Genomic DNA, 25,416 nt, shown 5'->3' on the forward strand with positions numbered 1-25,416 from the left:
TTGTTGCCCGCCTCGATGACCGCGCGGTAGCCGGCGATGTTGGCCATCGAGGAGAGCGCGTCCATCTTCTGCGCGCGGCTGATGCGGGGCACCATGTCCATCGCGATGACGGAGGCGCCCTTGTCCTTGGCGAGGTCGAGCAGGTCGCCGTTCTGGGCGCGGTAGAAGAACGAGATGACGAGCTGTCCCTCGCGGGTGCGGCCGAGCTCGTCCGGCGTCGGCGGGCGGACCTTGGCGACGATGTCGGCCACGTCCCACAGCGCCTCGGCGCTCGCAGCGATCTCGACGCCGGCGGCCTCGTAGGCGGCGTCGGTGAAGCCGGCCCTGAGGCCCGCGCCGGTCTCGATCACGCACGCATGGCCGAGTTTCTGCAACTCCTTCGCCGAGGCCGGTGTCAGAGGGACACGCGCCTCTCCGGCCATGACTTCCCCCCCCTTCTCCACCCGAACCCCACCGAAGTGTTGCGGCTCGTCACACGGGGGTGACGAAACGTGCGCGGGGTTTGAGTTGCGCAACCGGACGGGTAGCTTCATCACTAGCGGACGGAGCGGGCCCGGCCTGTTCCACCGATTCCGAACTGACAGGAGACTACTCCCGTGACATTCAAGGTGCTCGCCTATTCGCCGACGTGCGAAACCCCGCCGCAGCGACTTCGCGCGGCCCTCACGGCGCTCGTCCTCGGTGCCGCGCTGGCGCTTTCGCAGGCCATGCCCGCCGAGGCCCAGAGCCGCCCGACGACCTTCGCCGACCTCGCCGAGCAGGTCAGCCCGGCCGTCGTCAACATCACCACCTCCACCATGGTCGCCGGCCGCACCGGCCCCGACGGCATCGTGCCCGAGGGCTCGCCCTTCGAGGACTTCTTCCGCAACCTTCCCGAGAACGACGGCCCGCGCCGTTCGTCCGCGCTCGGCTCCGGCTTCGTGATCTCGGCCGACGGCTACATCGTCACGAACAACCACGTGATCGAGGGCGCCGACGAGATCCTGATCGAGTTCTACGACAGCGACAACGAGCTCCCCGCCGAGGTCGTCGGGACCGACCCGAACACCGACATCGCCCTGCTCAAGGTCGAGGCAGAGGACCTGCCCTACGTGGCCTTCGGCGACAGCGACGGCGAGGGCGCCCGGGTGGGCGACTGGGTCATGGCCATGGGCAACCCGCTCGGCCAGGGCTTCTCGATCTCCGCCGGCATCATCTCGGCGCGCAACCGTGCCCTGAGCGGCACCTACGACGACTACATCCAGACCGACGCCGCCATCAACCGCGGCAACTCCGGCGGCCCGCTGTTCAACATGGGCGGCGAGGTGATCGGCGTGAACACCGCGATCCTGTCGCCGACCGGCGGCTCCATCGGCATCGGCTTCGCCATGTCGTCGGCGGTGGTCAAGAACGTGGTCGACCAGCTCCAGGAGTTCGGCGAGACCCGCCGCGGCTGGCTCGGCGTGCGCATCCAGGACGTGACGCCGGACATGGTCGAGGCCATCGACGGGCTCGAGACCGCCTCCGGCGCCCTCATCACCGACGTGCCCCCGGGGCCGGCGGACGATGCCGGGATGCTCGCCGGCGACGTCATCACCGTCTATGACGGCATCGCGGTCGAGGACACCCGCGAGCTCGTCCGGATGGTCGGCAACTCGCCGGTCGGCAAGGACGTCCCCGTGCAGGTGCTGCGCAACGGCGAGCTCGTCGAGTTGACCGTGACGCTCGGCCGCCGCGAGACCGACGAGGCCGTGGCCTTCCCCGCCTCCTCCGATGCGCCCGAAGAGGACGCCGTCGAGAACGAGGTGCTGGGCCTGAGCGTGGCCGAGGTCGACGAGGCGCTGGTCGAGCAGTACGGCCTGTCCGTCGAGAGCGGCCTGGTGATCACCGACATCGACCCGGCCAGCGAGGCCGCCTCCAAGGGGCTCGTCGCCGGTGACGTCATCACCGAGGCCGGCCAGCAACCGGTCGGGACCTACGCCGAGTTCGAGGCCCGTATCGAGGAGGCCCGCGACGCCGGCCGCCGCTCGCTGCTCCTCCTCGTCCGCCGCGGCGGCGACCCGCGCTTCGTCGCGCTGAGCCTCGTCGACGAAGACGAAGAGGTCGAGGACGACGACGCCGAGTGATCCTCGCTTCCGGGTGAGACACGGACGGCCGGTGCCTTGCGCACCGGCCGTTTTCTTTTGCCCGGTGGGCAGGCAATCGAGCGCCGTTCTTTTTCGCGCAGGGGCAATGACACGCCCCGCCCGGCCCCCGGCCGGGCAGCGCCGGCCCGCCCCCACGGGGCGGCGCTTCTGGCGATGGCGGCGCCGAGCTGCGGCCGTTCGGGGTTTTCGGGCGCGGCGCACATAGTACGATCCCGCCCCGCGGGCCGGCGCTGCCCGGGCGGCGCAGTTCGCGCTCCGCCAGCCCGTCGCACCCGGCCCGGCCGGCCAGATCGCTCAGCGGGCGGTTTCGTCGAGGATGTCGATCTCCGACTGCCGCAGGGCGACGAGCCCGAGCCGCACGGCGGTGGTGCGGGCGAGGACGGGGCTGTCGGGGCCGCCGATCTCGGACTGGAAGGCCTGCACCGCCGCCTGCGTGCGCGTGTCGTAGGCGGCGTCGGCGGGGCCGGTGAGCGCGCCGCGGGCCTGCAGGGCGCGCTGCAGGTTGGTCACGAACTCGACGGTCAGCGCCTCGGGGCAGATCGCCTCGAACTCCGTCTCCCGCCGCTCGCGCACGATCCGCTGCTCGGTGACGGTGCGGAACGTGGCCGGGCGCAGCTGCGCGCCGTCGGGACCGATCTCGGCAGGGGCGACGATCACCTGCTCGGTCACCGTCTCGATCAGCGCCGGGCTGATGGTGCGCCCGAGGCATCGGCCCTCCGGATCGCGCGCGATCTCGAGCCGATCGGCGAACGGCGCGATCCGGCCCGCGCCGTCGTCGCCGGGCGCGCAGGCGGCGAGCAGCAGCGCCAGCAGCGTCGCGGCTCGGGGGCTGGGACTGATCACTGCGCTCCTCCTCGGGGGTCTTGCGCCCCGCTGCGCGCTCTTCTAGCCGATGCGGCGCAACTGGCAAACCCGCGCAAATGTCACTGGCAGCCCCGGCAGGGCCGCTCTAGACAGGGCCGCAGCACGACAAAAGGAGCGGACATGGCGAAGATCACCTACATCGAGCACGGCGGCAAGGAGCACGTGGTCGAGGTCGCCAACGGCATGACGGTCATGGAAGGCGCCCGCGACAACGGCATTCCGGGCATCGAGGCCGATTGCGGCGGCGCCTGCGCCTGCTCGACCTGCCACGTCTACGTCGCGCCCGAATGGGTCGAGAAGCTGCCCGAGCGCGACGCGATGGAAGAGGATATGCTCGACTTCGCCTACGAGCCCGACCCGACGCGCTCGCGCCTGACCTGCCAGCTCAAGGTGAGCGACGCGCTCGACGGGCTGGTGGTGCAGATGCCCGAGAAGCAGATCTGATGCTGCTGCGCGCCGCGCTCCTCGCCGCCCTCGCGGCTGGCGGAGCGGCGGCGCAGGGCATCGACGCCGCCACCTACGCCGAGCCGACCGACCGCTACCCGCACGGGGCGCTGGGCGACCCGGTCGAGTGGGGCGCGCTGGTGCTCGAGACGGCTCGAGGGCCGGTGACGGTGCGGCTGCCCGAGGAGCGGGTGTTCGAGGACACCGCGCCGCGCGTGGTCGACGTCGACGGCGACGGCGCGACCGAGGCGGTGGTGGTCGAGAGCAATCGCGACCTCGGGGCCCGGCTCGCGATCTACGGCGCCGAAGGCACCCTGATTGCGGCGAACGACTGGTTCGGCCAGCGCAACCGCTGGCTGGCTCCGGTCGGCGTGGCCGATCTCGACGGCGACGGGCGCGTCGAGCTGGCCTACATCGACCGCCCCCACCTCGCCAAACGGCTGATCGTGCTCGAGTTCGCCGACGGCGCGCTGCGCGAGGAGGCGGTGGCCGAGGGGCTGACCAACCACTCCTACGGAGAGCCGGCGATCCACGGCGGACTGCGCGATTGCGGCGACGGCATCGAGATGATCACCGCCGACGCGGACTGGAGCCGGGTGATGGCGACGCGCCTGCGCGACGGCCGGCTCGAGAGCCGCGCGCTCGGGCCGTTCACCGGGCTCGGCGATCTCGCCGCCGCGCTCGACTGCCCCGGCTAGAGCGCCGCGAACACCAGCAGCACCGCGATCTCGGCAAGCTGCTGCGCCGCGCCGAGGATGTCGCCGGTCTGCCCGCCGATCCGCCTCCGCGCGACCCGTCCGAGCAGCGCCACCAGCCCCCCCGCCGCCAGCGCGACGGCCACCAGCGCCCACGGCGCGAGCAGCAGGCAGCCCGCGCCCGCCAGCGCCATCGCCGCGAGCGCCGCGCGGGGCGGCGGGCGGCCGGTGAGGCGGGCGAGGCCGTCGGGACGCGCGAAGGGCAGGGCGGCCGCGAGCGCCGCCATGGCCGCCCGGCTCGCCAGCCCCGCCACGAGCAGCGCCGGCCAGAGCCAGCCCGCCGCGATGGCGGAAGCGAGCGCGCTCCAGCGCAGGCCGAGACCGAGCACCAGCGCCAGCGCGCCGTAGCTGCCGATCCGGCTGTCGCGCATGATCTCGAGCCGTCGCTCCGGGTGGCCGCCGCCCCAGAGCCCGTCGGCGCTGTCCGACAGCCCGTCCTCGTGCAGCCCCCCCGTCGCCAGCGCCGCCACCGCCAGCGCCAGCCCGGCGGCGACGCCCGGCGGAAGGCCGACGGCGCCGGCCAGCGCCGCGGCGCCCGCCGCGAGCGCCCCCACCGCCAGCCCCGCCAGCGGCCAGGCCCATGCCGCCTGCGGCCCCGGTGCGGCGGAGGGCATTGGCAGGCGGGTCAACAGCGCCAGCGCCGCCGCGACATCCGCCAGCCGCCGTCGCGCGAAATCAGCCAAGCGTCGCATCAGGCCCCCTTTTCCCCGGTCGTCCGTTCGATAGAGAGGGCCTGCCGCCAATGCAAACGAGAGGCCCGATGCCCGTTCCCTTCACCACCCTCGCCGACTTCGCCGGCCGCCTCGCCGACCTGCCCGCCCCCGACACCGGCGCCATCGCCGCCGCCGAGGCGCGCAACGGGCAGCTCACCAAGCCGCCGGGCGCGCTCGGGCGGCTCGAGGAGCTGGCGATCTGGTACGCCGGCTGGCGGGGCGATCCGCGCCCCTCGCTCGAGGCGCCGCAGATCGTGGTCTTCGCCGGCAACCACGGCATCGCCGCGCGCGGCGTCTCGGCGTTCCCGGCCGACGTGACGGTGCAGATGGTGGCCAACTTCGAGGCCGGCGGCGCGGCGATCAATCAGCTCGCGCGGGCCTACGGGGCGACGATGGGCGTCGTCGCGCTCGAGCTCGACCAGCCGACCGCCGACTTCACCGCCGGCCCGGCGATGAGCGAGGCCGAGGCCGTCGCCGCGCTGGGCGCAGGGTGGGAGGCGGTCGACCCGGCGGCGGACCTGTTCATCGCCGGCGAGATGGGCATCGCCAACACCACCGCCGCCGCCGCCATCGCCGCCGCGCTCTGCGGCGGGCGCGGCGTGGACTGGGCCGGGCGGGGCACCGGCGTGGACGCGGCGGGGCTGGAGCTGAAGGCGGCGGTGATCGACGCGGGCCTCGCGGCCAACGCGGGCGCACTGGCCGGGCAGCCGCTCGAGGTGCTGCGCTGCCTCGGCGGGCGCGAGATCGCGGCCATCGCGGGCGCCATCGCGGCGGCGCGCAGCCACCGGATCCCGGTGATCCTCGACGGCTTCATCGCCACCTCCGCCGCCGCCGTGCTGCACGCCGCCGCGCCGGGGGCGCTCGACCACGCGCTCGCCGGCCACCGGAGCGCCGAGAGCGCTCACGGGCGGCTGCTCGACCACCTCGGCCTGTCGCCGCTGCTCGATCTCGACATGCGGCTCGGCGAGGGCACGGGCGCGGCAATGGCGCTCGGGGTGCTGCGCGGCGCGGTGGCGTGCCACTCGGGCATGGCGACCTTCGCGGAGGCCGGAGTCAGCGACGGCTGAGCCTCACTCCTTCGCCCGCCCCCCGGCGGCGCCCTTGCGCTGCAGGCCCATCGCCTCGACGTCGAGATTGCTGGCGAGCGCGGTCTCGAGATCGCGCTCCAGCTCGCGCGCCTTGGCGACGTATTCCGGATTCTGCGACACCGGCACGCCGGGCTTGTAGAGCTGCGCAAGCGTGCGCATCGCGCTGCGGTCGTGGTGGTAGAAGTAGACCTCGGCCTCGTTGGCCTCGTACTCGCTGAGCCCGAGGTTCTCGAGCACGTAGCGCCCGGCCCGCAGCGACGAATCGAACGTTTCGCGCACGATGTCGTCGGCCCCGGCCTGGTAGAGCTGGTAGACGTGGATGCGGTCGCGCGCGCGGGCGACGATGTGGATGTCGGGCCGCGCGGTGCGGGCGTAGCGCACCAGCCGGGTCGCCGCGGCGGGATCGTCGAGCGCGACGACCAGCACGGAGGCGTCGTCGAAGCCCGCCGAGTGGAGCAGGTCGGGCCGGGTCGGATCGCCGAAGAAGGCGCGGAAGCCGAAGGTGCGCATGGTCTGGACCGTCGCGAGGTTGGCGTCGAGCACCACGGTCGAGTAGCCGGCCGAACGCACCAGCCGGTTGACCACCTGCCCGAAGCGCCCGATCCCGGCGATGATGACGGGGCCGGTCTCGTCGATCTCGTCGGCCGGCGCGTCGGCCGCCTCGACCATCCGGCGCGACAGGCGCTCGTTGAGGATGAAGAGCAGCGGCGTGATCATCATCGACAGCGCCACGACCATCAGCAGCATCGCCCCCGCCTCCTGCGTCAGCACCGCCTGCTGGAGCGAGAAGGAGATCAGCACGAAGCCGAACTCCCCCGCCTGCGCGAGGCCGAGCGTGAAGAGCCAGCGGTCGCGGCCCCGGAGCTTGAACAGCAGCGCCAGCAGGTAGAGGACGACGCCCTTGATGACGATGACCCCGAGCGTCAGGCCGAACAGCGTCAGCGGGTGCGCGAGCAGCAGCTCGAAGTCGATCCCCGCGCCGACGGTGATGAAGAACAGCCCCAGCAGCAGGCCCTTGAACGGCTCCAGGTCGCTCTCGAGCTCGTGGCGGAACTCGGAATTGGCCAGCACCACCCCGGCGAGGAAGGTGCCGAGCGCGGGCGACAGGCCGACGGACTGCATCAGCACCGCGATCGCCACCACCATCAGCAGCGCCAGCACGGTGTACATCTCGCGCAGGCGGGCGTGCTGGATGTAGCGGAAGACAGGGCGCGTCAGGTAGGTCCCGGCGAGCACGATCGCCGCCACCGCGCCCAGCGTGACCAGGGTCACCCCCCAGCCGGGGAGGCCCTCCACGAGGCTCATCGCGTGCACCTCGGGCCCGTGCGCCGCCTCGCCGTGCAGGGCGGTGGCTGAGCCGGTGCCGACGACGAGCAGCGGCAGCAGCGCCAGCATCGGGATCACGGCGATGTCCTGGGTGAGCAGCACCGAGAAGGTCGACCGTCCGCCGGGCGTCTGCATCAGGCCCTTTTCCGACAGGGTCTGCAGCACGATGGCCGTTGAGGACAGCGCGAAGATCATCCCCACCGCCAGCGCCGTCGGCCAGGCAATGCCGAGCGCGGCGGCCCCGAGGGCGATCAGGCCGGTGGTCAGCGTGATCTGCAGCCCGCCGAGCCCGATCAGCCGGTCGCGCATGTCCCAGAGGGCGCGGGGTTCGAGCTCGAGGCCGATCAGGAACAGCATCACCACGACGCCGAACTCGGCGAAGTGCTGCAGCTCCTCCGTCTCCGAGCCGATGCCGGGGATGAAGCCGATGGCCACGCCCGCGAGCAGGTAGCCGAGGACCGATCCCAGCCCCAGGCGCGCCGCGAGCGGCACCGCGATGGCGGCCGCGCCGAGGTAGATCGTCGCTTGGATCAGAAAGCCCTGCATCGAATTGCTATCGCAGCGCCTCGGCGGCAATGCAATCGCGGCGTGCCGCCGTCACCGGCACAGGCGGTGCGATGTCAGCCGTTCGGCATGGCGATGCGCACCGCCCTGCCGCGCTGGGTGAAATCGACGTAGCTGTCGCCGATGGCGCTGACCCGGCCGCCGTCGAGCCGGTCGCCGACGCTGACCTTCACGTAGCGCCCGTTGGCGAGGCGCACGAGGGCGCGGCGGTCGTCGATGCGGCCGTAGACGCCGATCAGGTTGATGCGTCGCAGGTTGATCGCGTTCTCGAAGGTGGCGGCGGCGGCGACGCTCCCGGTGGTCGGGCCGGAGGGCGCGACGGCGCGGGGCGTGACGGGAGCGGCCGCGGGTGCGGCGGCGGCGGTCGCGCGGGCGCTGGCGCGCTGCGCGTTCTGCACGATGCGCGCCATGTTGCGCGGCCGGGGGTCGGGGCGGAGCGAGCGGCCCACCGCCTGCCGCGTCGCCGAGGCCAGCGCCTCGCGCGGCACGCTCTGCTGGAGCGCGGCGGCGGCGGCGGCGAGCGCGGCGGCGGTGTCGTTGCCCGTCTCGGCGGGCGGCTCGGTCGCCTCCGCCAACGCCGCGGCGACGGCCTCGGCGCTGTCGTCGAGCTCTTCCGCGGCTTCCTCGTCGGTCGGCGCGATATCCTCGGGGCGCAGGTTGGGACGGGGGCCGGCGAGCGCGGGATCGGCGGCGAGCGCGGCGGCGACAGCGACGTTGACGTCCGTCCCCGGGCGCAGCTGCGGGCGCAGCGACGCCAGCGAAACGCCGCCTGGCCGCACGACCTCGACCGGATCGGCCGGGCTCGCGGCGGCGGTGATGGTCATCGCGGCGGGGCGCAGCTGCGGCCGGAAGCTGATCGAATCGAGGAACAGCAGCTCGGAGGGGAGCGTGGTCGGGGCGGCGTCGGTCGCGGTCTCCTCGACGGCCGCCTCGGGCGCGAGGCCGGTCGGGCGCGACGGCGGGTTGGCGGCGCGCTGCTCGAGGTAGCTCACGCCGGTGGCCGGCTCGGCGGACGGTTCGGCGGCGGCGGCAACGCGCTCGACCTCGCCCGGCCGGGTCGGCGGGCGCAGCGAGATCGTCGCGAGGTAGGCCACGGGCGGCACGGCGGCGTCGACGGCAGGGGTCTCCGGCTCGGGCGTGACCGCTGCCACGGTATCCGGCGCGAGGGCGGCGGGGCGTGTCGGCGGGGCGATCCCGACGGCGGGCAGGTAGGCGACGTCGCTCGTTTCGGGCGCGACGGTCGGAGCGGGCGCAAGCGCGGCCTCTTCCGGTGCGAGCTCGGCCGGGCGCGTCGGCGGCGTGAGGCCGATGGCGGGCACGTAGGCCACCGAGGCGGGCTCGGGCGCGACGGCGGCGACGGGTGCTTCCTGGACCACCCCGGGCGCGAGCGTGGCAGGGCGCAGCGGCGGCAGCAGGCCCGGCGTGGTGGTGTAGGCCACGGCGACGGGCGGCGCGGCGGCCGGCTCGGTCACGGGCGCGATGTCCTCCGGGCGCAACGGCGGGTCGATTGGAGCATCGTCGAGCAGGGCGACCTGCGGCTGCGGCTCCGCCTCGACGGGCGCGACCTCAACCTCGGCGACCACCTCCGCCACATCCGCACCGGGGAACGGGCCGAACCGGGCAGCCAGCGCCTCCGCCGGGCGCTCCGGCGGCGACAGCGGCACCTCGCCCGAGAGCACGACGGTGCCGTTGACCTCGGTGACTTGCGTGCCTTCGGCGGCGAGCGACACCGGCGTGACCGGCGGCGGCTCGGTGCCGGGGCGGATCGGCGGCTCGCGCTCGGGCGCGCCGGCGAAGACGACGATGCCGTCGGGCGTCAGCGTCCCGTCCTCGGTGGCGAGGATGAAGCCGTCCTCGTCGCGCTCGAAGGCGCTGCCCGGCGGCGGCGGGTCGGCCGGAGTCGGGATGCGGACGTCGCCCGCCGACGCGCCGGGGCTGTCGAGCGTGGCTGGCGTCGCGGTGAAGTCGTAGCCCACGGGGGCACTTACGGGCAGCTCTTCGAGCACCTCGGTGCGCGGCGTCACCGGGATCCGCGGCGCGCGCTGCCAGACGCCGGTGGCGGCGTAGATGCGCTGGGCCTCGGCGGGGCTGAGCACGCGGCCGATGGGCTGCTGGACGGGCGGCGGCGCGGTGGCGACGGGCTCGAGCAGGCTGCCCTCGGGCGCGGCGCTGTCGGTGTCCTCGGCCTCGGCAACAGGCGCCTCGGGCGCGAGCATCGCGATCTCGGGCGCGGGCTCGACGGCCTCGGCGACGGGCGCGGCGGGAGCGTCGCCGGCCTCGGCGTTGTTGGTGAGGTCTTCCTCCGGAAGGCTGTTGTCCTCGGTCCAGGCGAGGCCCCCGTCCGCCTCGGGCGGCACCAGCGGCTCGGGCTGCGGCGCGGGGGCCGCGATGTCGGCCGAGAGCGCGGAGGCGCTGGCGGGCTCGGGCTCCGGCTCGGCGGGCGCGGTGGCGGTGGCGGTGCGGGTGCCGGCGAGGTCGCCGAACCAGCGCGCGATGCTGTCGCTGTTGGCCGCGGCGAGCGCGCCGACGACGGCCAGGAAGAGCAGCAGCAGCGCCGTCAGGATCACGCCGAGGAAGCGGGGCTTGCCGCCGATGCGGCGCTCTTCCTCGAGCCGGCGCGCGCCGAAGATCGTCATCTGCGCGCGCTCGTCATCCGCGGTCGCGGCGTTGCGTTCGGCCGGCCTGGCGGCGTCGCCCGGCGGCGGGGCGAGGGGCGGAGCGGCTTTCGCCTTGCCGGACTTGCGGCCGCGCTTGGGCTTGGCCGGCGGCGCCTCGGGCGCGGGTTCGGGAATCGGGGCCGGGCGGTCGGGCAGGCCGAGGCCGGGCGCGTGCGTCTCGTCGACCGCCCCCTCGGCGCGGCCGGTGACCGGGATCGCCGGGCCATCGGGCGCGGCGTAGGCGGCGCCGAGCGCAGCGCCGGCGACAGGCCCCGCGGCGGCGGGGCGGGCGGCGGCGGGGCGGGCGGCGGTGAAGCCGAGCTTCGCCGCGGGGGGCGGCGGCGGCTCGGCACGGGCGCGCAGCCGCTCGATGAAGCCGCGCGGCGGGTCGGGCGGCGTCCCCTCGGGCGGCAGCTCGAAGCGCGGCCTCGGCGCGCCGTCACCGGCGTCCGGCGCATCGGCCTTGCCGCCGAAGCGCTCCATCATCCGATCGCGGAAGGTCAGCGGCGCGGCTTCGGCCGTTCCGGGAGGCGGCGCGGCGGGCGCGTCGTCGCGGGCCGCGAGCCGTGCGCGCATCCGCTCCTGGAACGACATCGGTGCGTCGCTTGCGGTGGGCGCATCCGGCTCGCTCGGCGCGCCCTCCGACAGCAACACCCGGTGGGGCGCGCGCGGCGGCGGGGGCGGGGGGATGTCATCGCGCGCGGTCAGCGGCGGGCGGCTGGGCGGCGGCGGGGGGATGTCGTCGTTGCGGGTCGCGCGGGTCGCGCGGCTGCGGAAGCTGAGGACGGGCTCCTCGGGAGCCGCTTCAGGCGCGGGATCGGTCTCGGGCTCCGGCTCCGGGACGGCGCGGTGGCGCGACGTGAACATCGGCACCTCGTCCGCCGGCGCGTCGGCAGGCTGGGGCTCATCGGCAGGCGCGGCGGTTTGCTCCGGCTCGGCAGCCGTCTTCTGCTCCGGTTCCTCCGGCGCGGCCGCCACCGGCTCCTCGACAGGCTGTGGCTCCTCGGCGGGCGCGGTCATATCCTCCGGCTCGTCGATCCGCTCCTCCGGCTCGTCGGCAACGTTTTGCTCCGGCTCATGCTGCGGCTCCTCCTCCGGCGCCTCGTCCCGGGAGCGGGCGAAGAAGCTCGGCGGGGTCGGCGGCGGGACGGGCATCGCCGGGCGCGGCGCCGGCGCGGTGGGGGACGGGCTGTCGGCGGCGGGGCCGGTCCAGCCGTGCCGCGCCTCGCCGAAGCCCGGACGCTCGCCAGGCGGGTCGGCCGGAGGGGCAGCCTGCATGACCGGGCCGGCGTCAACACCGGCCATTTCGAGCACCGGTGCGGGAGCGGCGACGGCGGCGGCGGCCTGGGCGGGCTGGGCGGCGACGGCCTCGGCCTCGTCGGGCAGGTGCGCCACGCCGACCACCCGGACCGGGTCGCTGTCGCGCTCGACGGTGACGTCGCCCGCGGCGGAGGCCGGCCCGAAGACCACTTCGCCGACGAAGGTGAACGGCGCGGGCACCGCCGCGAAGCTCACCGGCGACATGCCGTGCTCGGCGGCGAAGGCCTCGGCCTCGCGCAGCGTCTCGCGCGCGACGGCGGCGATGTAGGTGCGCCCGCCGCCCTTGGTATAGTCGTATACGAGATCCGCGACCGGGTAGGGGGTGGCGCCGTCGAGCGCCTTGAGCACCTCGGCCTCGCCCGCCTCGAGCCCGTCGAGGGCGAGGTAGCGGATCTGCTCGTTGGGGATCAGCAGCTTGGTCTGGAACGGACCGCCGGCCAGCGCCCGCGCCCGCGCGCGTAGCCGCGCCAGCGCGGCGCGCATGTCCGGCGAGTCGAGCGCGGCCTCGCCGACCAGCAGCCAGCCGGTATCGGCGCGCTGGAGCAGCCGGAGGCCGTCGAACGACAGCGACAGCGCGAAATCTGGGGCCACGGTCAAGGGAGGGTTCGGCGTCATTCCTATCGCTCTAGCAGGTGTCGGAAAGGGCGCAAGCACTGCCGCCGGCGCCGCGAAACTACAGCAGTTTTCCGCGCAGTCCAAGGCTGCCGCCGGCGTCGCCAAGGAACCGCTTGCGGGGCGCGTCCAAGCAGGGGACGATCCGTTCCATATCGATCAGGAGGCCAGTCATGATCACCCGCTCCGGCGCCCGCAAAACCAGCATCTTCTTCCCCCTGACGGCCCTCGCGGCCTTCCTCGCGTTCGTCGCGACGGCCCCGCGTCCGGCCGACGCGCAGCCCTACGAGCCGCCGACGATCAGCGTAGCAGGACATGGTGAAATTTCCGTTACCCCCGACATGGCCACAGTGCGCCTCGGCGTCACCGCGCAGTCCAAGGCCGCCGACGCGGCCGTCGACGAGATGAGCACGGCCCTGGCGGCGGTGCTCGACCGCCTCGCCGAGGCCGATATCGCGCCGGCGGACATCCGGACCGGCAGCCTGCGCCTGTCGCCCAACCTGACCGACTATTCGAGCTCGCGCTCCAGCCGCATCGACGGCTTCACCGCCTCGTCGATCCTGACCGTGCGGGTGCGCGATCTCGACATCATCGGCGAGGTGCTCGACGCGGTGATCGGCGATGGGGCGAACGAGTTGCAGGGGATCGAGTTCGGCCTCCAGGATCCAGAGCCGGTCCTGAACGAGGCGCGCCGCGAGGCGGTGGCCAACGGGCGTGCCAAGGCGGAGCTGTTCGCCGACGCGGCCGGGGTGGCCCTCGGCGAGCTGCTCAGCCTGAGCGAGGCCGGGGCCGGGTCGGGGCCGCCGATGCCGATGATGGAGGCGCGGGTGGCGTCGGTGCCCGTCGCCGAGGGCGAGATCGCCATCAGCGCCGACGTGTCGATGGTCTTCCAGGTTCGGGAAGTCGAATAGTACCAGCGCGTTAGCGGCGGAAGCTCGCGCACCGCGTGAGGTGCGCGAGCCCGGCGATCAGGCGGAGACCTTCGCCAGCGCCTGCTCGAGGTCGGCGATCAGGTCGTCCGCGTCCTCGATGCCGATCGACAGCCGCACCACGTCGGGTGCCGCGCCGGCGGCGATCTGCTGCTCTTCGGTGAGCTGGCGGTGGGTCGTCGAGGCGGAGTGGATCACGAGGCTGCGCGTGTCGCCGAGGTTGGCGACGTGGCTGAACAGCTCCAGCGAATCGACGAACTTCACGCAGCCCTCGTAGCCGGCCTTGAGCGCGACGGTGAACAGCCCGCCCGCGCCCTTCGGGTAGAGCCGTTCGGCGCGCTCGGCATAGGGGGAGGAGGGCAAGCCGGCGTAGGTGACGGCCTTGACGGCGTCGTGCCCTTCGAGCCAGGCGGCCACCTTGCGCGCGTTGGCCACGTGGCGCTCCATGCGCAGCGACAGCGTCTCGATGCCCATGAGCGTGTAGTGCGCCGCCTGCGGGTTCATCGTCATGCCGAGGTCGCGCAGGCCGATGGCGATGGAGTGGAAGGTGAAGGCCATCGGGCCCAGCGCCTCGGCGAAGGTGAGGCCGTGGTAGGCGGGCTCGGGCTGCGAGAGCGACGGGAACTTGTCCGAGGCCATCCAGTCGAACTTGCCCGAATCGACGATCGCGCCGCCGGTGACGGTGCCGTTGCCGGTCAGGTACTTGGTGGTCGAGTGCACCACCAGCGTCGCGCCGTGCTCGATGGGGCGGCAGAGGTAGGGGGTGGCGGAGGTGTTGTCGACGATCAGCGGCAGCCCGGCGGCGTCGGCGATGGCCGCGATGGCGGGGATGTCGGTTACGTAGCCGCCCGGGTTGGCGATCGACTCGCAGAAGATCGCGCGGGTGTCGTCGTCGATGGCGGCGCGCACGGCGTCCTCGTCGTCGAAGTCGACGAAGGTGGCCGACCAGCCGAAGCGGCGGATGGTCTGGCTGAACTGGGTGACGGTGCCGCCGTAGAGGCGCGTCGAGGCCACGACGTTCTTGCCCGGCCCCATGAGCGGGAACAGCGCCATGATCTGGGCGGCGTGCCCCGACGAGCAGCAGACCGCGCCGGCGCCGCCTTCGAGGGTCGCGATGCGCTCCTGCAGGACGGCGACCGTCGGGTTGGTGAGGCGGGAATAGATGAAGCCCACCTCCTCGAGGTTGAACAGCCGCGCGGCGTGGTCCGCGTCGCGGAAGACGTAGGCGGTGCTCTGGTAGATCGGCGTCTGGCGCGCGCCGGTGGCGGGGTCGGGGCTGCTGCCGGCGTGGACCTGCAACGTGTCGAACTTCAAGTCGGTCATCGAATCCCTCTCTTTCTGTCCCGGGCGAAGCTAGGCCGGGGACGCGGGAGAGGAAAGCGTCAGGCGCTCAGCCCGGCGTCGGAATAGTCGGCGTCGCCGTCCTCGCTCTTGGGGATCACGCTGAAGGAGCCGTCGCTCTCGAGGATCACGGCGGCGGTCTTGGACGGATCGTCGGTGCTGCTGTTGCGGATGACGGTGCCGAGTTCGGCCTCGGTGACGCGGGAGCGGCGCAGCGCGTCGCGGCAGACCTCGCCGTTGCGCATCAGCAGCGTCGGCTCGGAGCGGACCGCGCGCGCCACGCGCTTCGAGCGCACCGAGGTGAAGGCGACGAGGTACTGGCAGCCGATCAGCACGACGATGGCGGTGACGCCCTCGGCGAGCGCGATGTTCTCGCTCAGCAGGATCGAGGCGAGGGTGGAGCCGAGCGCCACGGTCACCACGAGGTCGAAGGCGTTGAGCTTGGCGAGGGTGCGCTTGCCGGAGATGCGCAGCGCGATCACCATGGAAGCGTAGGCGAGGACACCGACCACGAGCGTCCGCCCGATGCCGGCCCAGCCCTGGAAGAACATCGACGGGTCCATGCGCCCCCAACGCCGCCCGGGTCCGTGCGGGTCCGCCGCGCCCGGTCAGCGCATCCAGAAGCCTTCCTTCTTGATGCGGTTCCTGAGCTTGCGCTCGGGGCGGGGCAGGTCGTTGCGGTCGAACAGCGCGCGCACCTTCCGGCCGCGGCCCTGGAAGATCATGCGCTTGAACGGCTCGTGGCCCTTCAGCACCTTCTTGATCCGGTTCGGCGCCGTGACTTCCTCGAGCACCTCGACGACGCGGTCGCTCTCGCGGGCGTAGAGCAGGGGCAGAACGCGCCAGTGGCAGGTGACGTCACCGTCGAGCCCGTCGAGCTCGGGGCCGGGGCGGCCGCCGCCGAAGGAGTGGATCACCAGCGGCAGCACCACCTGGTCGAGCCACGGGTCGAGCGGCTGGATGACGAGCTCGGGCGGCGGGTCATCTCGGATTTCGCGCGCCCAGTCGGTGTAGCGGGCGCCGAAGGCGGCCGGGTCGGCGCCGAAGAACCAGCCGGCGTTGAAGTAGAGGTAGCGCTGCCAGTATTCGTCGGGCTGGCCCGGGTCGAGCGAGCTTTCGAAGTCGAGGCCGAAGCGGTCGTAGAGGCTGCGCCAGATGGCGGTGTAGCCGGGCCAGTAGAGCTCCTCCTCCGGCCACGTTCCCTCGCGGCGCATCGAGGCGGCGGGGCAGTCGAAGTCGAACGGCACCGCGGCGAGGTCGCCGGTGACGAGGGTGTCGCTGTCGAAGAACACGAACGGCTCGCCCGCGGGCAGGGCGGCGAGGCCCTCGATCTTGTTGCCGTGCGGGTAGCTGTCGCCGAACACCGCGCTCTCGAACGGTACCACCCGCGCGCCCAGCGACTCGAGCGCCCCGCGGACCTCGTCGCTCATGCGCGGATCGCCCGACCAGCGGGCCCCGGGCTGCGGCTCGGCAACGTACAGGCGCGCGGCGAGGCCGGGGGCGCTGCGGGCGAGGGAGGCGGCGAACAGCAGCGCCTCGTAGCCGACCCGCCCGGCCTGGCCGACGACCATGATGTTGAAGTCTTTGCCCGCGCCGGCGTTTCGCGCCATGATCTGCCTGCCCCTGGTTCTTGGTTGCGGCGACTATAGGGGCAGGGTGCGGGCGGGCGAAAGCCGCGCGACAGGGGGAGAAGACATGATCGAGTTGTTCCTGCCATACGTGATCGGGCTCGTCCTCGGCATCGAGCCGCCCGCCCGGGCCGCGCCCGGCGAGGAAAGCGCCGTGCTCGCGCCGCTCGACGAAGGCTCGGGTGACGCCGCCGCGCCCGCGCCGGAGCCGCAGATCGCGACGGGCAAGTTCACCACCGCCATCGAGGTGAAGCCGATCCTCGGCATGACCAAGGCCAACTGGGTCGCCGTGCGCGACTACGAGGGGCAGGACCTGCTCTACTTCACGCACCTGCTCAGCTGGCGCTGCGGGCTCTGGGACATCAGCTACGGCCTCAACGGCGCGCCGCCCGAGCAGGTGGTGGCAATGGAGCCCTGCCACGAGGACACGGCGACGCCGAACGCGATGAGCGACCCGGCGTTCCAGCCCTACATCGCGCTGCCGCCGGGGAGCGTCGAATCGATCTACGTGCAGGTCACCTTCGACGACGGCACCGGCGACTTCGCTCGCTTCGAGCGCGCGCAGATCGAGATCCCCTAGGGCGCGGCCAGCTCGCGCGGGCCGGCAACGAGGCTCTTGCGGTAGGCCGTCGGCGTGGTGCCGGTCTGGCGGCGGAAGGCCTTGTTGAAGGCCGAGACCGAGCCGAAGCCCGCGTCGAGCGCGATCTCCAGCACGCTGGCCTCGTCGGCGACGAGGCGCGACTGGGCGAAGGACAGGCGCAGCAGGGTGACGTAGTCGGCGAGGCTCATGCCGGTGGCGCGCTTGAACAGGCTCATCGCGTATTTCGGATGCAGCCCCGCCGCCTCGGCGATGTCGGCGGCGCGCACCTCGTCGCGAAACACCGCCGCGACCGCCTCGAACAGCCGCAGCAGCGCCGGGTGGCCGCCCGGCTCGGCCCCGCGCGCCGCCGCGCCGAGCCGTCCGCCGCAGAGCCGGTGCGGCTCGAGCGCGATCCGCTCCAGCCGCAGCAGCAGTTCGTCGATCGCGTGGGCAGCGCGGCGGGAATTGCCGGAGGCGAGGTAGGCGCGGATGCGGCCGAACAGAGCCTCCTCCTCGGCCGGCGCGCCCGCGGCGGCGAGCACCGCGCCCGTCATCAGCCCGCGCTGCACCCCGGGGGGCAGGCGCAGGCGGAAGAAGTGCGGCAGGGGCAGGTGGATGACGTGGTAGATCGTGTCCGCGCCGGTGTCGGTCAGCCGGTGCGGCAGCCCGCCCCAGAACAGCGCGATCTCCCCCGCCGGCAGGCTCAGCGCGTGGTCGGCCATCTGGTATTGCAGCGCGCCGCGCTCGACGTAGTTGATCTCGATCTGCGCGTGCCAGTGAGGCGCGGGCATGATGCCGGGCTCGCACCGGCTGGCATGGAGCAGGCCGGGCGTCGTCGAGATGGGCGATCCCGTCAGATCCCACGTCCGTTTGCCGCTCATCTTACCATTCGCCCACAAGTGCTCCCGATTGGCCGAGACCGGCCGCCCGCGATGCTGTCTACCTCGTCGCGGCCCCGTCCTCCAGCGGGCGCCCGCACATCCGCCGTACCCGGAGACACCGCCTCATGCGCACCGACACGCCCCTCGTCGACGACTGGACCTTCGCCCCCGGCTTCTCGCCCGCCGCTGTCGGCAGGCGGCTCGAGGGCGCGCCGGTGAGCCTGCCGCACAGCGCGGTGGAGCTGCCGTTCGACTACTTCGACGAGACCGCCTACCAGAAGCCGTTCACCTATCAGCGGGTGCTGGCGTGGGAGCCGCGCTTCGAGGGCCGGCGCGTGCGGCTGCTGTTCGAGGGCGCGATGGCCGACGCCGTGGTCTGGGTGAACGGGCAGGAGGTGGCGCGGCACCGGGACGGCTACACGCCGTTCCACGCCGAGCTGACCGAGCACCTGCGGCCGGGCGACAACATCGTGACGGTGAAGGTCGACGGCGCGGAGAACCCCGAGATCCCGCCCTTCGGCGGCCAGATCGACTACCTCACCTATGCCGGCCTCTACCGCGACGTGCGCCTGCAGGTGCTGCCCCGGCTCGCGCTCGGCCACGTCACCATCACCACGCCCGACGCGCTGGCGGGCAAGAAGAGCGTCCGCATCCACGCCGCGCTCGACAGCGCGCCCGCCCCGGCACGGCTCACGGCACGGCTGCTTGATGGCGAGGGCGGCCTGATCGCGCGCGCCGAGGCGGAGACCGAAGGCGGCGCGGCGCGGCTCGACTTCGACGGGCTGACGGGGCTGCGGCTCTGGACGCTCGACGACCCGGCGCTCTACAGCGTCGAGCTGACACTCGAGAGCGCCGCCGGCACCGACCGCGTCACCGAGCGCTTCGGTTTCCGCACCGCCGAGTTCACCGCGACCGGCTTCCGGCTCAACGGCCGGCCGCTCAAGCTGATCGGCCTCAACCGCCACCAGTCGTTCCCCCATTCGGGCTACGCCCAGGGCCGCCACTCGCAAGAGCGCGACGCCGAGATCCTCAAGCACGAGCTCGGCTGCAACATGGTGCGCACCTCGCACTACCCGCAGAGCAAGCACTTCCTGAACCGCTGCGACGAGCTCGGCCTGCTGGTCTTCGAGGAGATCCCCGGCTGGCAGCATATCGGCGGCGCGGACTGGAAGGCGGAAGCGGTCGAGAACGTGCGGCGGATGATCGAGCGCGACCGCAACCACCCCTCCATCGTCATCTGGGGCGTGCGCATCAACGAGAGCCAGGACGACCACGACTTCTACGCCGAGACCAACCGCCTCGCCCGCGCGCTCGACCCGACGCGCCAGACCGGCGGCGTGCGCTTCATCACCGACAGCGAGATGCTGGAGGACGTCTACACGATGAACGACTTCATCCTCGGCGACTTCGAGCAGCCCTTCTCCAACCGCCCCCGCACCGCCCTGCGCGCGCAGCGCGAGACCACGGGCCTCAAGCGCGACGTGCCCTACCTCGTGACCGAGTATAACGGCCACATGTTCCCCACCAAGGCGGGCGATCCCGAGCTGCGCCAGGTCGAGCACGTGACGCGCCACCTCGACGTGCTCGACGCGATGTACGGCGACCCGGCGATCTCGGGCTGCATCGGCTGGTGCATGTTCGACTACAACACCCACAAGGATTTCGGCGCCGGCGACCGCATCTGCCACCACGGCGTGATGACGATGTTCCGCGACAAGAAGTTCGCCGCCGACGCCTATGCCAGCCAGCGCGATCCGGCGGCGGGGGTGGTGATGACGCCGGTGACGGTCTGGGCGCGGGGCGAGCGCAACATCGGCGGCGTGCTGCCGCTGACGGTGCTGACCAACTGCGACGAGATCGAGGTCCGGCTCGGGGCGGACAAGGTCAAGCGCATCGGCCCGGCGCGCAGCCGCTACCCGCACCTGCCGCACCCGCCGGTGATCCTCGACCATCGCGACTTCAGCCGCCAGGAGCTCGGCAGCTGGGGGATGGCGTGGGAAGACGTGGAGTTCGTCGGCTACGTCGGCGGCCAGGAGGTCGCGCGCCGCCGCTTCGTCGCCGACCCGGTGCCCACGACGCTCGAGGTGCGGCCCGACCTCGCCGCCGCGCGGGTGCGCGACGAGGTGCGGGTGATGATCCGGGCGAAGGACCAGGCGGGCAACGTGCTGCCGTTCCTCGCCGACGCGGTGACGCTCGACGTCTCCGGCCCCGGCGCGCTGATCGGCCCCGCGCAGCGGGTGCTGCGCGGAGGCACCACCGGCGCCTGGGTACGCCTGACCGCGCCCGGCACCGTCACGCTTTCCGTCGCCTCCGGCCGCTTCGCGCCGGTCGAGGTGTCCATTTCCGTCACTGAGGAGCAACCATGACGCAGACCCGGTGGGGCATCATCGGCCCCGGCACCATCGCCCACAACTTCGCCGACGGCCTGAGCGAGGCCCCTTCGGGCGTGCTGCACGCGATCGCCAGCCGCAGCGCCGAGCGCCGGGCCGCCTTCGGGGCGCGCTATGACGTGGCGGAGGCCCGCCGCTACGGCGACGCCGAGGCGCTGGTCGCGGACCCGGAGGTCGACGCGGTCTACGTCGCGACGCCGCATCCCTTCCACGCCGAGTTCGCGCTCATGGCGCTGCGGGCGGGCAAGGCGGTGCTGGTGGAGAAGCCCGCCGGGCTCAACGCCGCCGAGACGACGGCGCTCGTCGAGGCGGCACGGCAGGAGGGCGTCGCCTTCGGCGAGGGCTACATGTACCGCTTCCACCCCCAGATCGCCCGGCTGGCCGAACTGGTCCGGGAGGGGGCGATCGGCGAGTTGCGCCACGTCCGGGCGAGCTTCGGCTTCGCCGCGCCGCGCAAGGCCGAATCGCGGCTCTATGCGCGCGAGCTCGCCGGGGGCGGCATTCTCGATGTCGGCGGCTACCCCGTTTCCGCCGCGCTCTTCTGCGCCGGCCTCGCGCGCGGCGCGCCGTTCGCCGCGCCGCTGGCGCTGCGCGGGGTGGGGCATGTCGGGCCGACCGGGGTCGACGAGGTGGCCTACGGGCTGCTCGATTTCGGCGAGGGGCTGACGGCGGAGATCGCCTGCGGCGTCGCCCGGGCGATGGCCAACGAGCTGGTGCTCGAGGGCAGCGCCGGGAGCCTGCGCCTGCCGAACCCGTGGATGCCCGGCCGCGACGCCGGCCCCTCCGACGCGACGCTGCTGCTGACGCGCGGCGGCGAGACCGAGGAGATCGTGCTGCGCCACCCCGAGCACCTGTTCGCCTTCGAGGCCGAGGCGGCGAGCCAGACCGTCGCGCGGGGCCTCGCAGAGCCACCCGCCCCGGCGGTGTCGCACGCCGAGAGCATCGCCATCGCCGAGGCGCTCGACACCTGGCGCGCCGAGGTTGGCTACCGCACCGTCGGCGAGGATGCCGCGAGCCTGCGCCGCCTGCCGCGCACCCTGCCGCGCGGGTTGCCCGAGATGCCGCAGGTGCGCGTCGAGGGGCTGGAGCGGCCGATGAGCCGCTTCGTGATGGGCTGCGACAACCGCAACACCGTAGCCGAGGGCGCGGTGATCTGGGACGCGTGGCTCGAGGCGGGCGGCAACGCCTTCGACACCGCCTTCGTCTACGGCGCGGGGCGGCACGAGGCGGTGCTCGGCGAGTGGATCGCCGCGCGCGGGGTGGCCGACGAGATCACCGTTATCGTCAAGGGCGCGCACTCGCCCTACTGCACCCCCGACGCCATCGAGACGCAGCTCGACATCTCGCTCGACCGCCTCAACCTCGAGCGGGCGCCGATCTACGTGATGCACCGCGACAACCCGGACGTGCCGGTGGGCGAGTTCGTCGACGTGCTCGACCGGCTGCACCGCGCCGGGCGGATCGGCCTCTGGGGCGGCTCCAACTGGAGCGCCGCGCGCCTCGCCGAGGCCCGCGCCGATGCCGCCGCGCGGGGCAAGGCCGCGCCGTCGCTGCTCAACAACAACCTGGCGCTGGCGGTGATGGAGCGGCCGGTCTGGCCCGGCTGCGTCAGCTCCAACGATCCGGAGACGCTCGGCTTCCTGCGCCGCGAGCAGGTGATGCATCTGAGCTGGTCGTCGGGCGCGCGCGGCTACTTTCTGCCGCCCGAGATCCGGGGCCGGCTGCCCGAGGACACCGCGCCCGAGACCTGCTTCGGCAGCGAGGCCAACGCCGAACGCCGCCGCCGCGCCGAACAGCTCGCCGCCGAGCGCGGCACCACCGCCCACGCCGTCGCCATGGCCTGGGTGCTGGCGCAGGGCTTCCCGTCGTTCGCGCTGATCGGCCCGCGCTCGCCCGGCGAGCTGGCCTCGACGCTGCCGGCGCTGGCAGTGGAGCTGAGCGCGCAGGAGGTGGCTTGGCTGAACCTGGAGGCGGAGGGGTAGGGGCGCGGGCCGGGCTGAAGCCCGGCCTACGAGGCGGTACGGGGCCGTTGGCGCGGGCCGGGCTGAAGCCCGGCCTACGAGGCGGTACGGGGCCGTTGGCGCGGGCCGGGCTGAAGCCCGGCCTACGAGGCGGTACGGGGCCGTTGGCGCGGGCCGGGCTGAAGCCCGGCCTACGGGGCAGTGCGGGGCCGTTGGCGTAGGCCGGACTTCAGCCCGGCAGCCCTGCAGCGTCGGGGCGGTGGTGTAGGCCGGGCTTCAGCCCGGCACACCCCGCGCTCCCACCGGCGCCCTCACCCTTCCATCCGCTCCAGCTCGTCGATCAGCCCCTCGATCATCGCCAGGCCCTTGTTCCAGAAGGCCGGGTCGGAGGCGTCGAGGCCGAAGGGGGCGAGGAGGTCCTTGTGGTGCTTGGAGCCGCCGGCCTTGAGCATGGCGAAGTACTTGTCGTTGAAGCTCTCGCCGCTCTCCTCGTAGACCGCGTAGAGCGCGTTCACCAGGCCGTCGCCAAAGGCGTAGGCGTAGACGTAGAACGGCGAGTGGACGAAGTGGGGGATGTAGGCCCAGAACGTCTCGTAGCCCTCGGCGAAGTCGAAGACGGGCCCGAGGCTCTCGGCCTGCACCGACATCCACAGCGCGTTGATGTCGTCGGGGGTCAGCTCGCCGCCGCGGCGGGCCTCGTGGAGCTTGCACTCGAAGTCGTAGAAGGCGATCTGCCGCACGACCGTGTTGATCATGTCCTCGACCTTGCCCGCCAGCAGCACCTTGCGCTCGGCGTCCGAGGGCGCCTCGCGCAGCAGCTTGCGGAAGGTGAGCATCTCGCCGAACACCGACGCCGTCTCGGCCAGCGTCAGCGGCGTCGATGAGAGCAACTCGCCCTGGTCGGCCGCGAGCACCTGGTGGACGCCGTGGCCGAGCTCGTGGGCGAGGGTCATCACGTCGCGCGGTTTGCCGAGGTAGTTGAGCATCACGTAGGGATGCACCTCCGTCACCGTCGGGTGGGCGAAGGCGCCCGGGGCCTTGCCGGGCTTCACGCCGGCGTCGATCCAGCCCTTGTCGAAGAACGGGCGGGCGAGGTCGGCCATGCGCGGGTCGAAGTCGGCGTAGGCATCGCTCACCGTGGCGCGGGCCTCGTCCCAGCCGACGATGCGGTCGCTCTCCATCGGCAGCGGCGCGTTGCGGTCCCAGACCTGCAGCCGCTCGAGGCCGAGCCACTTCGCCTTGAGCGCGTAGTAGCGGTGGGACAGGCGCGGGTAGGCGGCGACCACGGCGTCGCGCAGCGCCTCGACCACCTCGGGCTCGACGTGGTTGGCGAGGTGGCGGCCGGTCTGCGGCGTCGGCATGCCCCGCCAGCGGTCCTCGATCTCCTTCTCCTTGGTCAGCGTGTTGTGCACGCGCGCGAAGGTGCGCACGTTGGCGCCGAATACCTCGCTCAGGGCGCGGAAGCCCGCCTCGCGCTTGGCGCGGTCCTGCTCGGTGAGCAGGTTCAGCGTCGCCTCGATGCCCAGCGTCTCGCCGTCGACCTCGAAGGTCAGCCCGGCGATGGTCTCGTCGAACAGCTTGTTCCAGGCGGAGGCCCCCACGACGGACTGGTCGTGCAGGAACTTCTCGAGCTCGTCGGAGAGCTGGTAGGGCCGCATCGCGCGCATCCGCTCGATCACCGGGCGGTAGCGGTCGAGTTCGGCGCTCTCCGAGAGCAGCTGCTCGACGCGCTCGTCGGACAGGCGGTTGAACTCGAGCGACCAGAAGACGAGCGGCGTGGTGTAGGTGGTCAGCCGGTCCTGGCAGTCGGAGAGGAACTTGGCGCGCTCGGCGTCGGTGGTCTGCTGGTAGTAGCGCAGGCCGGCGAAGGACATGATCCGGCCGGAGACGACGTCGATCTTCTCGTAGCGCGTCACCGCCTCGAGCATCTGGTGGGCGGAGAGGTCGGCGAGCTTGCCCTCGTAGTCGCGCGCGAAGTCGGCGCAGGCCTGCTCGAGCCAGTCCAGATCGCGCTTCAGCTCGGGCGCGTCGGCGGCCTCGTAGAGATCGCTCAGGTCCCACTCGGGCAGGTCGCCGAGGTCGCGGCCGCCGGCGGCGGCGTCCTTATCGTAGACGGGGTCTTGCATCGCTGTCGTCCTCAGAATGGGTGTTTGGTGCCGTTCCAGGTTTCGAAACAGCCCGTATTGTGGAGGTCGAGCTCGTCGAAGCGCTCGGCGAGTCCCTCCGCGGCCTCGCGCGGCGACAGGCTGGCGCCGTCGCCGCCCATGTCGGTGCGCACCCAGCCGGGGTGGTAGGCGCCGACGGCGATGCCGTCGGGCTCGAGATCGGAGGCGAGGTTCTTCGCCAGGTTCAGCACCGCCGCCTTGGAGGCGCGGTAGATGTAGGCGCCGCCCGTGGCCTTGCGCGACGAGCCCATCTGCGAGGCGAGGATGGCGATCTTCCCCTCCGCCTCGATCAGCGCCGGCAGCAGCGCCTGCACCGTCAGGAAGACGCCGGTGACGTTGGTGGCGAAGACCTCGGCCCACATCGCCGCCGGATAGCCGGTGTCGTGGCGCTCGTGGCGGTCCGGGAAGATGCCGGCGTTGCAGACCAGCAGGTCGAGCTCCCCGCCCACCTCGCCGGGCAGGCGCGCGAGCGAGGCCGGATCGGTCACGTCGAGCTGGATGAGCCCATCGCCGCCGCGGCGCGAGGTGCCCAGCACCTCGTCGTCGCTCTCCTCGTAGATGTCCATGAGGGCGCTGCCGATGCCCCGGCTGGCTCCGGTGACCAGGATGCGCATCAGTTCGACTGGCGCTTCGGCAGGAACGGCAGCGGCAGCACCGGCACGCCGTCCTCGACGAGCTTCCTCGCCTCGTCGAGCTTCGCGGTGCCGTGGATCTGGCGGTGCGGAGCCTCGCCCTCGTGCATCGCGCGGGCCTCCTTGACGAACCCCGCACCCACGTCCTCGGAGTTGGCCTCGAGCTTCCGGCGCATCTCCGCGAGCTTCTGCTCGGCGACGGAGGCGGGGCGCGAGAGCGGGCGGTCGGTGTTGACCGCGGGCGCCATGAGCACCTTCGTCACCTCGGTGCTGCCGCAGACCGCGCAGGCGACATGGCCGGCCTTGTCGAGCCGGTCGAACGCCTCGGCGGAGGAGAACCAGCTGTCGAAGCGGTGGTCGTCAGTGCATTTCAGGGCGTAGCGGATCATCGGGTTTTTCTGCTCAAGACACACCATATCTAACCGCGAGCGGGCGATGTG

Annotated in this window: 19 protein-coding genes and 1 pseudogene; 8 read left to right on the plus strand and 12 right to left on the minus strand. The window is 73.0% G+C overall.

The genetic code is table 11. The features are described from left to right. Window positions 1–422, minus strand: a pseudogene (locus tag OG2516_RS15480) (Re/Si-specific NAD(P)(+) transhydrogenase subunit alpha); the annotation flags it as partial. 285 nt (window positions 423–707) lie between these two features. Here OG2516_RS15480 and OG2516_RS15485 point away from each other — a divergent pair. After that, the gene (locus OG2516_RS15485) at window positions 708–2,105 is read left to right on the plus strand and encodes a Do family serine endopeptidase (RefSeq protein WP_156799405.1); all 1,398 of its coding nucleotides are present in this window, start codon (window positions 708–710) and stop codon (window positions 2,103–2,105) included. Between the two features lie 315 nt (window positions 2,106–2,420). Here the strand turns inward: OG2516_RS15485 and OG2516_RS15490 are convergent, their stop codons facing one another. Next, window positions 2,421–2,969 carry a peptidoglycan-binding domain-containing protein gene (locus OG2516_RS15490; RefSeq protein ID WP_007256656.1) on the minus strand — a complete coding sequence of 183 codons (549 nt, stop codon included), beginning with the start codon at window positions 2,967–2,969 and terminating at the stop codon, window positions 2,421–2,423. Window positions 2,970–3,110: 141 nt separating this feature from the next. On the opposite strand from OG2516_RS15490, the gene OG2516_RS15495 reads away from it, so the two are divergent. Further along, entirely contained in the window at window positions 3,111–3,434 is a 324-nt protein-coding gene (locus OG2516_RS15495; protein ID WP_007256657.1) for a 2Fe-2S iron-sulfur cluster-binding protein, read from the plus strand. After that, window positions 3,434–4,132, plus strand: coding sequence for an FG-GAP repeat domain-containing protein (locus OG2516_RS15500; RefSeq protein ID WP_007256658.1), 699 nt, complete (start codon window positions 3,434–3,436; stop codon window positions 4,130–4,132). Before OG2516_RS15495 ends, OG2516_RS15500 begins: the two co-directional genes overlap by 1 nt. On the opposite strand, the gene OG2516_RS15505 is transcribed toward OG2516_RS15500, so the two are convergent. After that, a complete protein-coding gene (locus tag OG2516_RS15505) occupies window positions 4,129–4,872 on the minus strand; it encodes an adenosylcobinamide-GDP ribazoletransferase (protein ID WP_425357553.1) in 744 nt (247 codons plus the stop codon). The two genes, OG2516_RS15500 and OG2516_RS15505, sit on opposite strands and share 4 nt — an antisense overlap. 77 nt (window positions 4,873–4,949) lie before the next feature. On the opposite strand from OG2516_RS15505, the gene cobT reads away from it, so the two are divergent. Next, the gene (gene cobT / locus OG2516_RS15510) at window positions 4,950–5,969 is read left to right on the plus strand and encodes a nicotinate-nucleotide--dimethylbenzimidazole phosphoribosyltransferase (protein WP_007256660.1); all 1,020 of its coding nucleotides are present in this window, start codon (window positions 4,950–4,952) and stop codon (window positions 5,967–5,969) included. 3 nt (window positions 5,970–5,972) lie between these two features. Here the strand turns inward: cobT and OG2516_RS15515 are convergent, their stop codons facing one another. Together OG2516_RS15515 and OG2516_RS15520 are read right to left on the minus strand one after the other, a co-directional pair. Further along, window positions 5,973–7,862 (minus strand): cation:proton antiporter domain-containing protein, encoded by a 1,890-nt coding sequence (locus OG2516_RS15515; protein ID WP_007256661.1) that lies wholly within the window; start codon window positions 7,860–7,862, stop codon window positions 5,973–5,975. 74 nt (window positions 7,863–7,936) lie between these two features. After that, window positions 7,937–12,448, minus strand: a complete 4,512-nt coding sequence (locus OG2516_RS15520) for a hypothetical protein (RefSeq protein ID WP_425357554.1) — start codon at window positions 12,446–12,448, stop codon at window positions 7,937–7,939. Window positions 12,449–12,642: 194 nt separating this feature from the next. Between OG2516_RS15520 and OG2516_RS15525 the strand changes: the two genes are divergently transcribed. Then, window positions 12,643–13,380, plus strand: a complete 738-nt coding sequence (locus OG2516_RS15525; protein WP_007256663.1) for an SIMPL domain-containing protein — start codon at window positions 12,643–12,645, stop codon at window positions 13,378–13,380. 57 nt (window positions 13,381–13,437) lie between these two features. On the opposite strand, the gene OG2516_RS15530 is transcribed toward OG2516_RS15525, so the two are convergent. Genes OG2516_RS15530 through OG2516_RS15540 form a run of 3 tightly spaced genes read right to left on the minus strand, consistent with a single transcriptional unit; the run spans window position 13,438 to window position 16,349 of the window. Continuing rightward, the gene (locus OG2516_RS15530) at window positions 13,438–14,721 is read right to left on the minus strand and encodes an O-acetylhomoserine aminocarboxypropyltransferase/cysteine synthase family protein (RefSeq protein ID WP_007256664.1); all 1,284 of its coding nucleotides are present in this window, start codon (window positions 14,719–14,721) and stop codon (window positions 13,438–13,440) included. A 59-nt stretch (window positions 14,722–14,780) separates the two neighbouring features. After that, on the minus strand, window positions 14,781–15,302 hold the full coding sequence (locus OG2516_RS15535; RefSeq protein ID WP_007256665.1) for a DUF421 domain-containing protein: 522 nt from the start codon (window positions 15,300–15,302) through the stop codon (window positions 14,781–14,783). 45 nt (window positions 15,303–15,347) lie between these two features. Then, window positions 15,348–16,349 (minus strand): hypothetical protein, encoded by a 1,002-nt coding sequence (locus tag OG2516_RS15540; RefSeq protein WP_007256666.1) that lies wholly within the window; start codon window positions 16,347–16,349, stop codon window positions 15,348–15,350. An 85-nt stretch (window positions 16,350–16,434) separates the two neighbouring features. On the opposite strand from OG2516_RS15540, the gene OG2516_RS15545 reads away from it, so the two are divergent. Then, on the plus strand, window positions 16,435–16,947 hold the full coding sequence (locus tag OG2516_RS15545) for a hypothetical protein (protein ID WP_007256667.1): 513 nt from the start codon (window positions 16,435–16,437) through the stop codon (window positions 16,945–16,947). Here OG2516_RS15545 and OG2516_RS15550 read toward each other — a convergent pair. Further along, a complete protein-coding gene (locus OG2516_RS15550; protein ID WP_007256668.1) occupies window positions 16,944–17,828 on the minus strand; it encodes a helix-turn-helix domain-containing protein in 885 nt (294 codons plus the stop codon). The genes OG2516_RS15545 and OG2516_RS15550 overlap by 4 nt on opposite strands. 125 nt (window positions 17,829–17,953) lie before the next feature. On the opposite strand from OG2516_RS15550, the gene OG2516_RS15555 reads away from it, so the two are divergent. Beyond that, a complete protein-coding gene (locus tag OG2516_RS15555) occupies window positions 17,954–20,194 on the plus strand; it encodes a glycoside hydrolase family 2 protein (protein WP_007256669.1) in 2,241 nt (746 codons plus the stop codon). After that, entirely contained in the window at window positions 20,191–22,200 is a 2,010-nt protein-coding gene (locus OG2516_RS15560) for an aldo/keto reductase (protein WP_007256670.1), read from the plus strand. Before OG2516_RS15555 ends, OG2516_RS15560 begins: the two co-directional genes overlap by 4 nt. A gap of 290 nt (window positions 22,201–22,490) precedes the next feature. Here the strand turns inward: OG2516_RS15560 and OG2516_RS15565 are convergent, their stop codons facing one another. From OG2516_RS15565 to OG2516_RS15575, 3 genes are read right to left on the minus strand one after another with little or no spacing between them, the layout of a single operon-like run. Continuing rightward, entirely contained in the window at window positions 22,491–24,305 is a 1,815-nt protein-coding gene (locus tag OG2516_RS15565; protein ID WP_007256671.1) for a M3 family oligoendopeptidase, read from the minus strand. An 11-nt stretch (window positions 24,306–24,316) separates the two neighbouring features. Further along, the gene (locus OG2516_RS15570) at window positions 24,317–24,958 is read right to left on the minus strand and encodes an SDR family NAD(P)-dependent oxidoreductase (RefSeq protein WP_007256672.1); all 642 of its coding nucleotides are present in this window, start codon (window positions 24,956–24,958) and stop codon (window positions 24,317–24,319) included. Beyond that, window positions 24,958–25,365 carry a DUF1178 family protein gene (locus OG2516_RS15575; RefSeq protein ID WP_007256673.1) on the minus strand — a complete coding sequence of 136 codons (408 nt, stop codon included), beginning with the start codon at window positions 25,363–25,365 and terminating at the stop codon, window positions 24,958–24,960. Before OG2516_RS15575 ends, OG2516_RS15570 begins: the two co-directional genes overlap by 1 nt. Window positions 25,366–25,416: the final 51 nt, after the last annotated feature.

Source organism: Oceanicola granulosus HTCC2516, from assembly GCF_000153305.1.
GTDB classification, from domain to species: domain Bacteria; phylum Pseudomonadota; class Alphaproteobacteria; order Rhodobacterales; family Rhodobacteraceae; genus Oceanicola; species Oceanicola granulosus.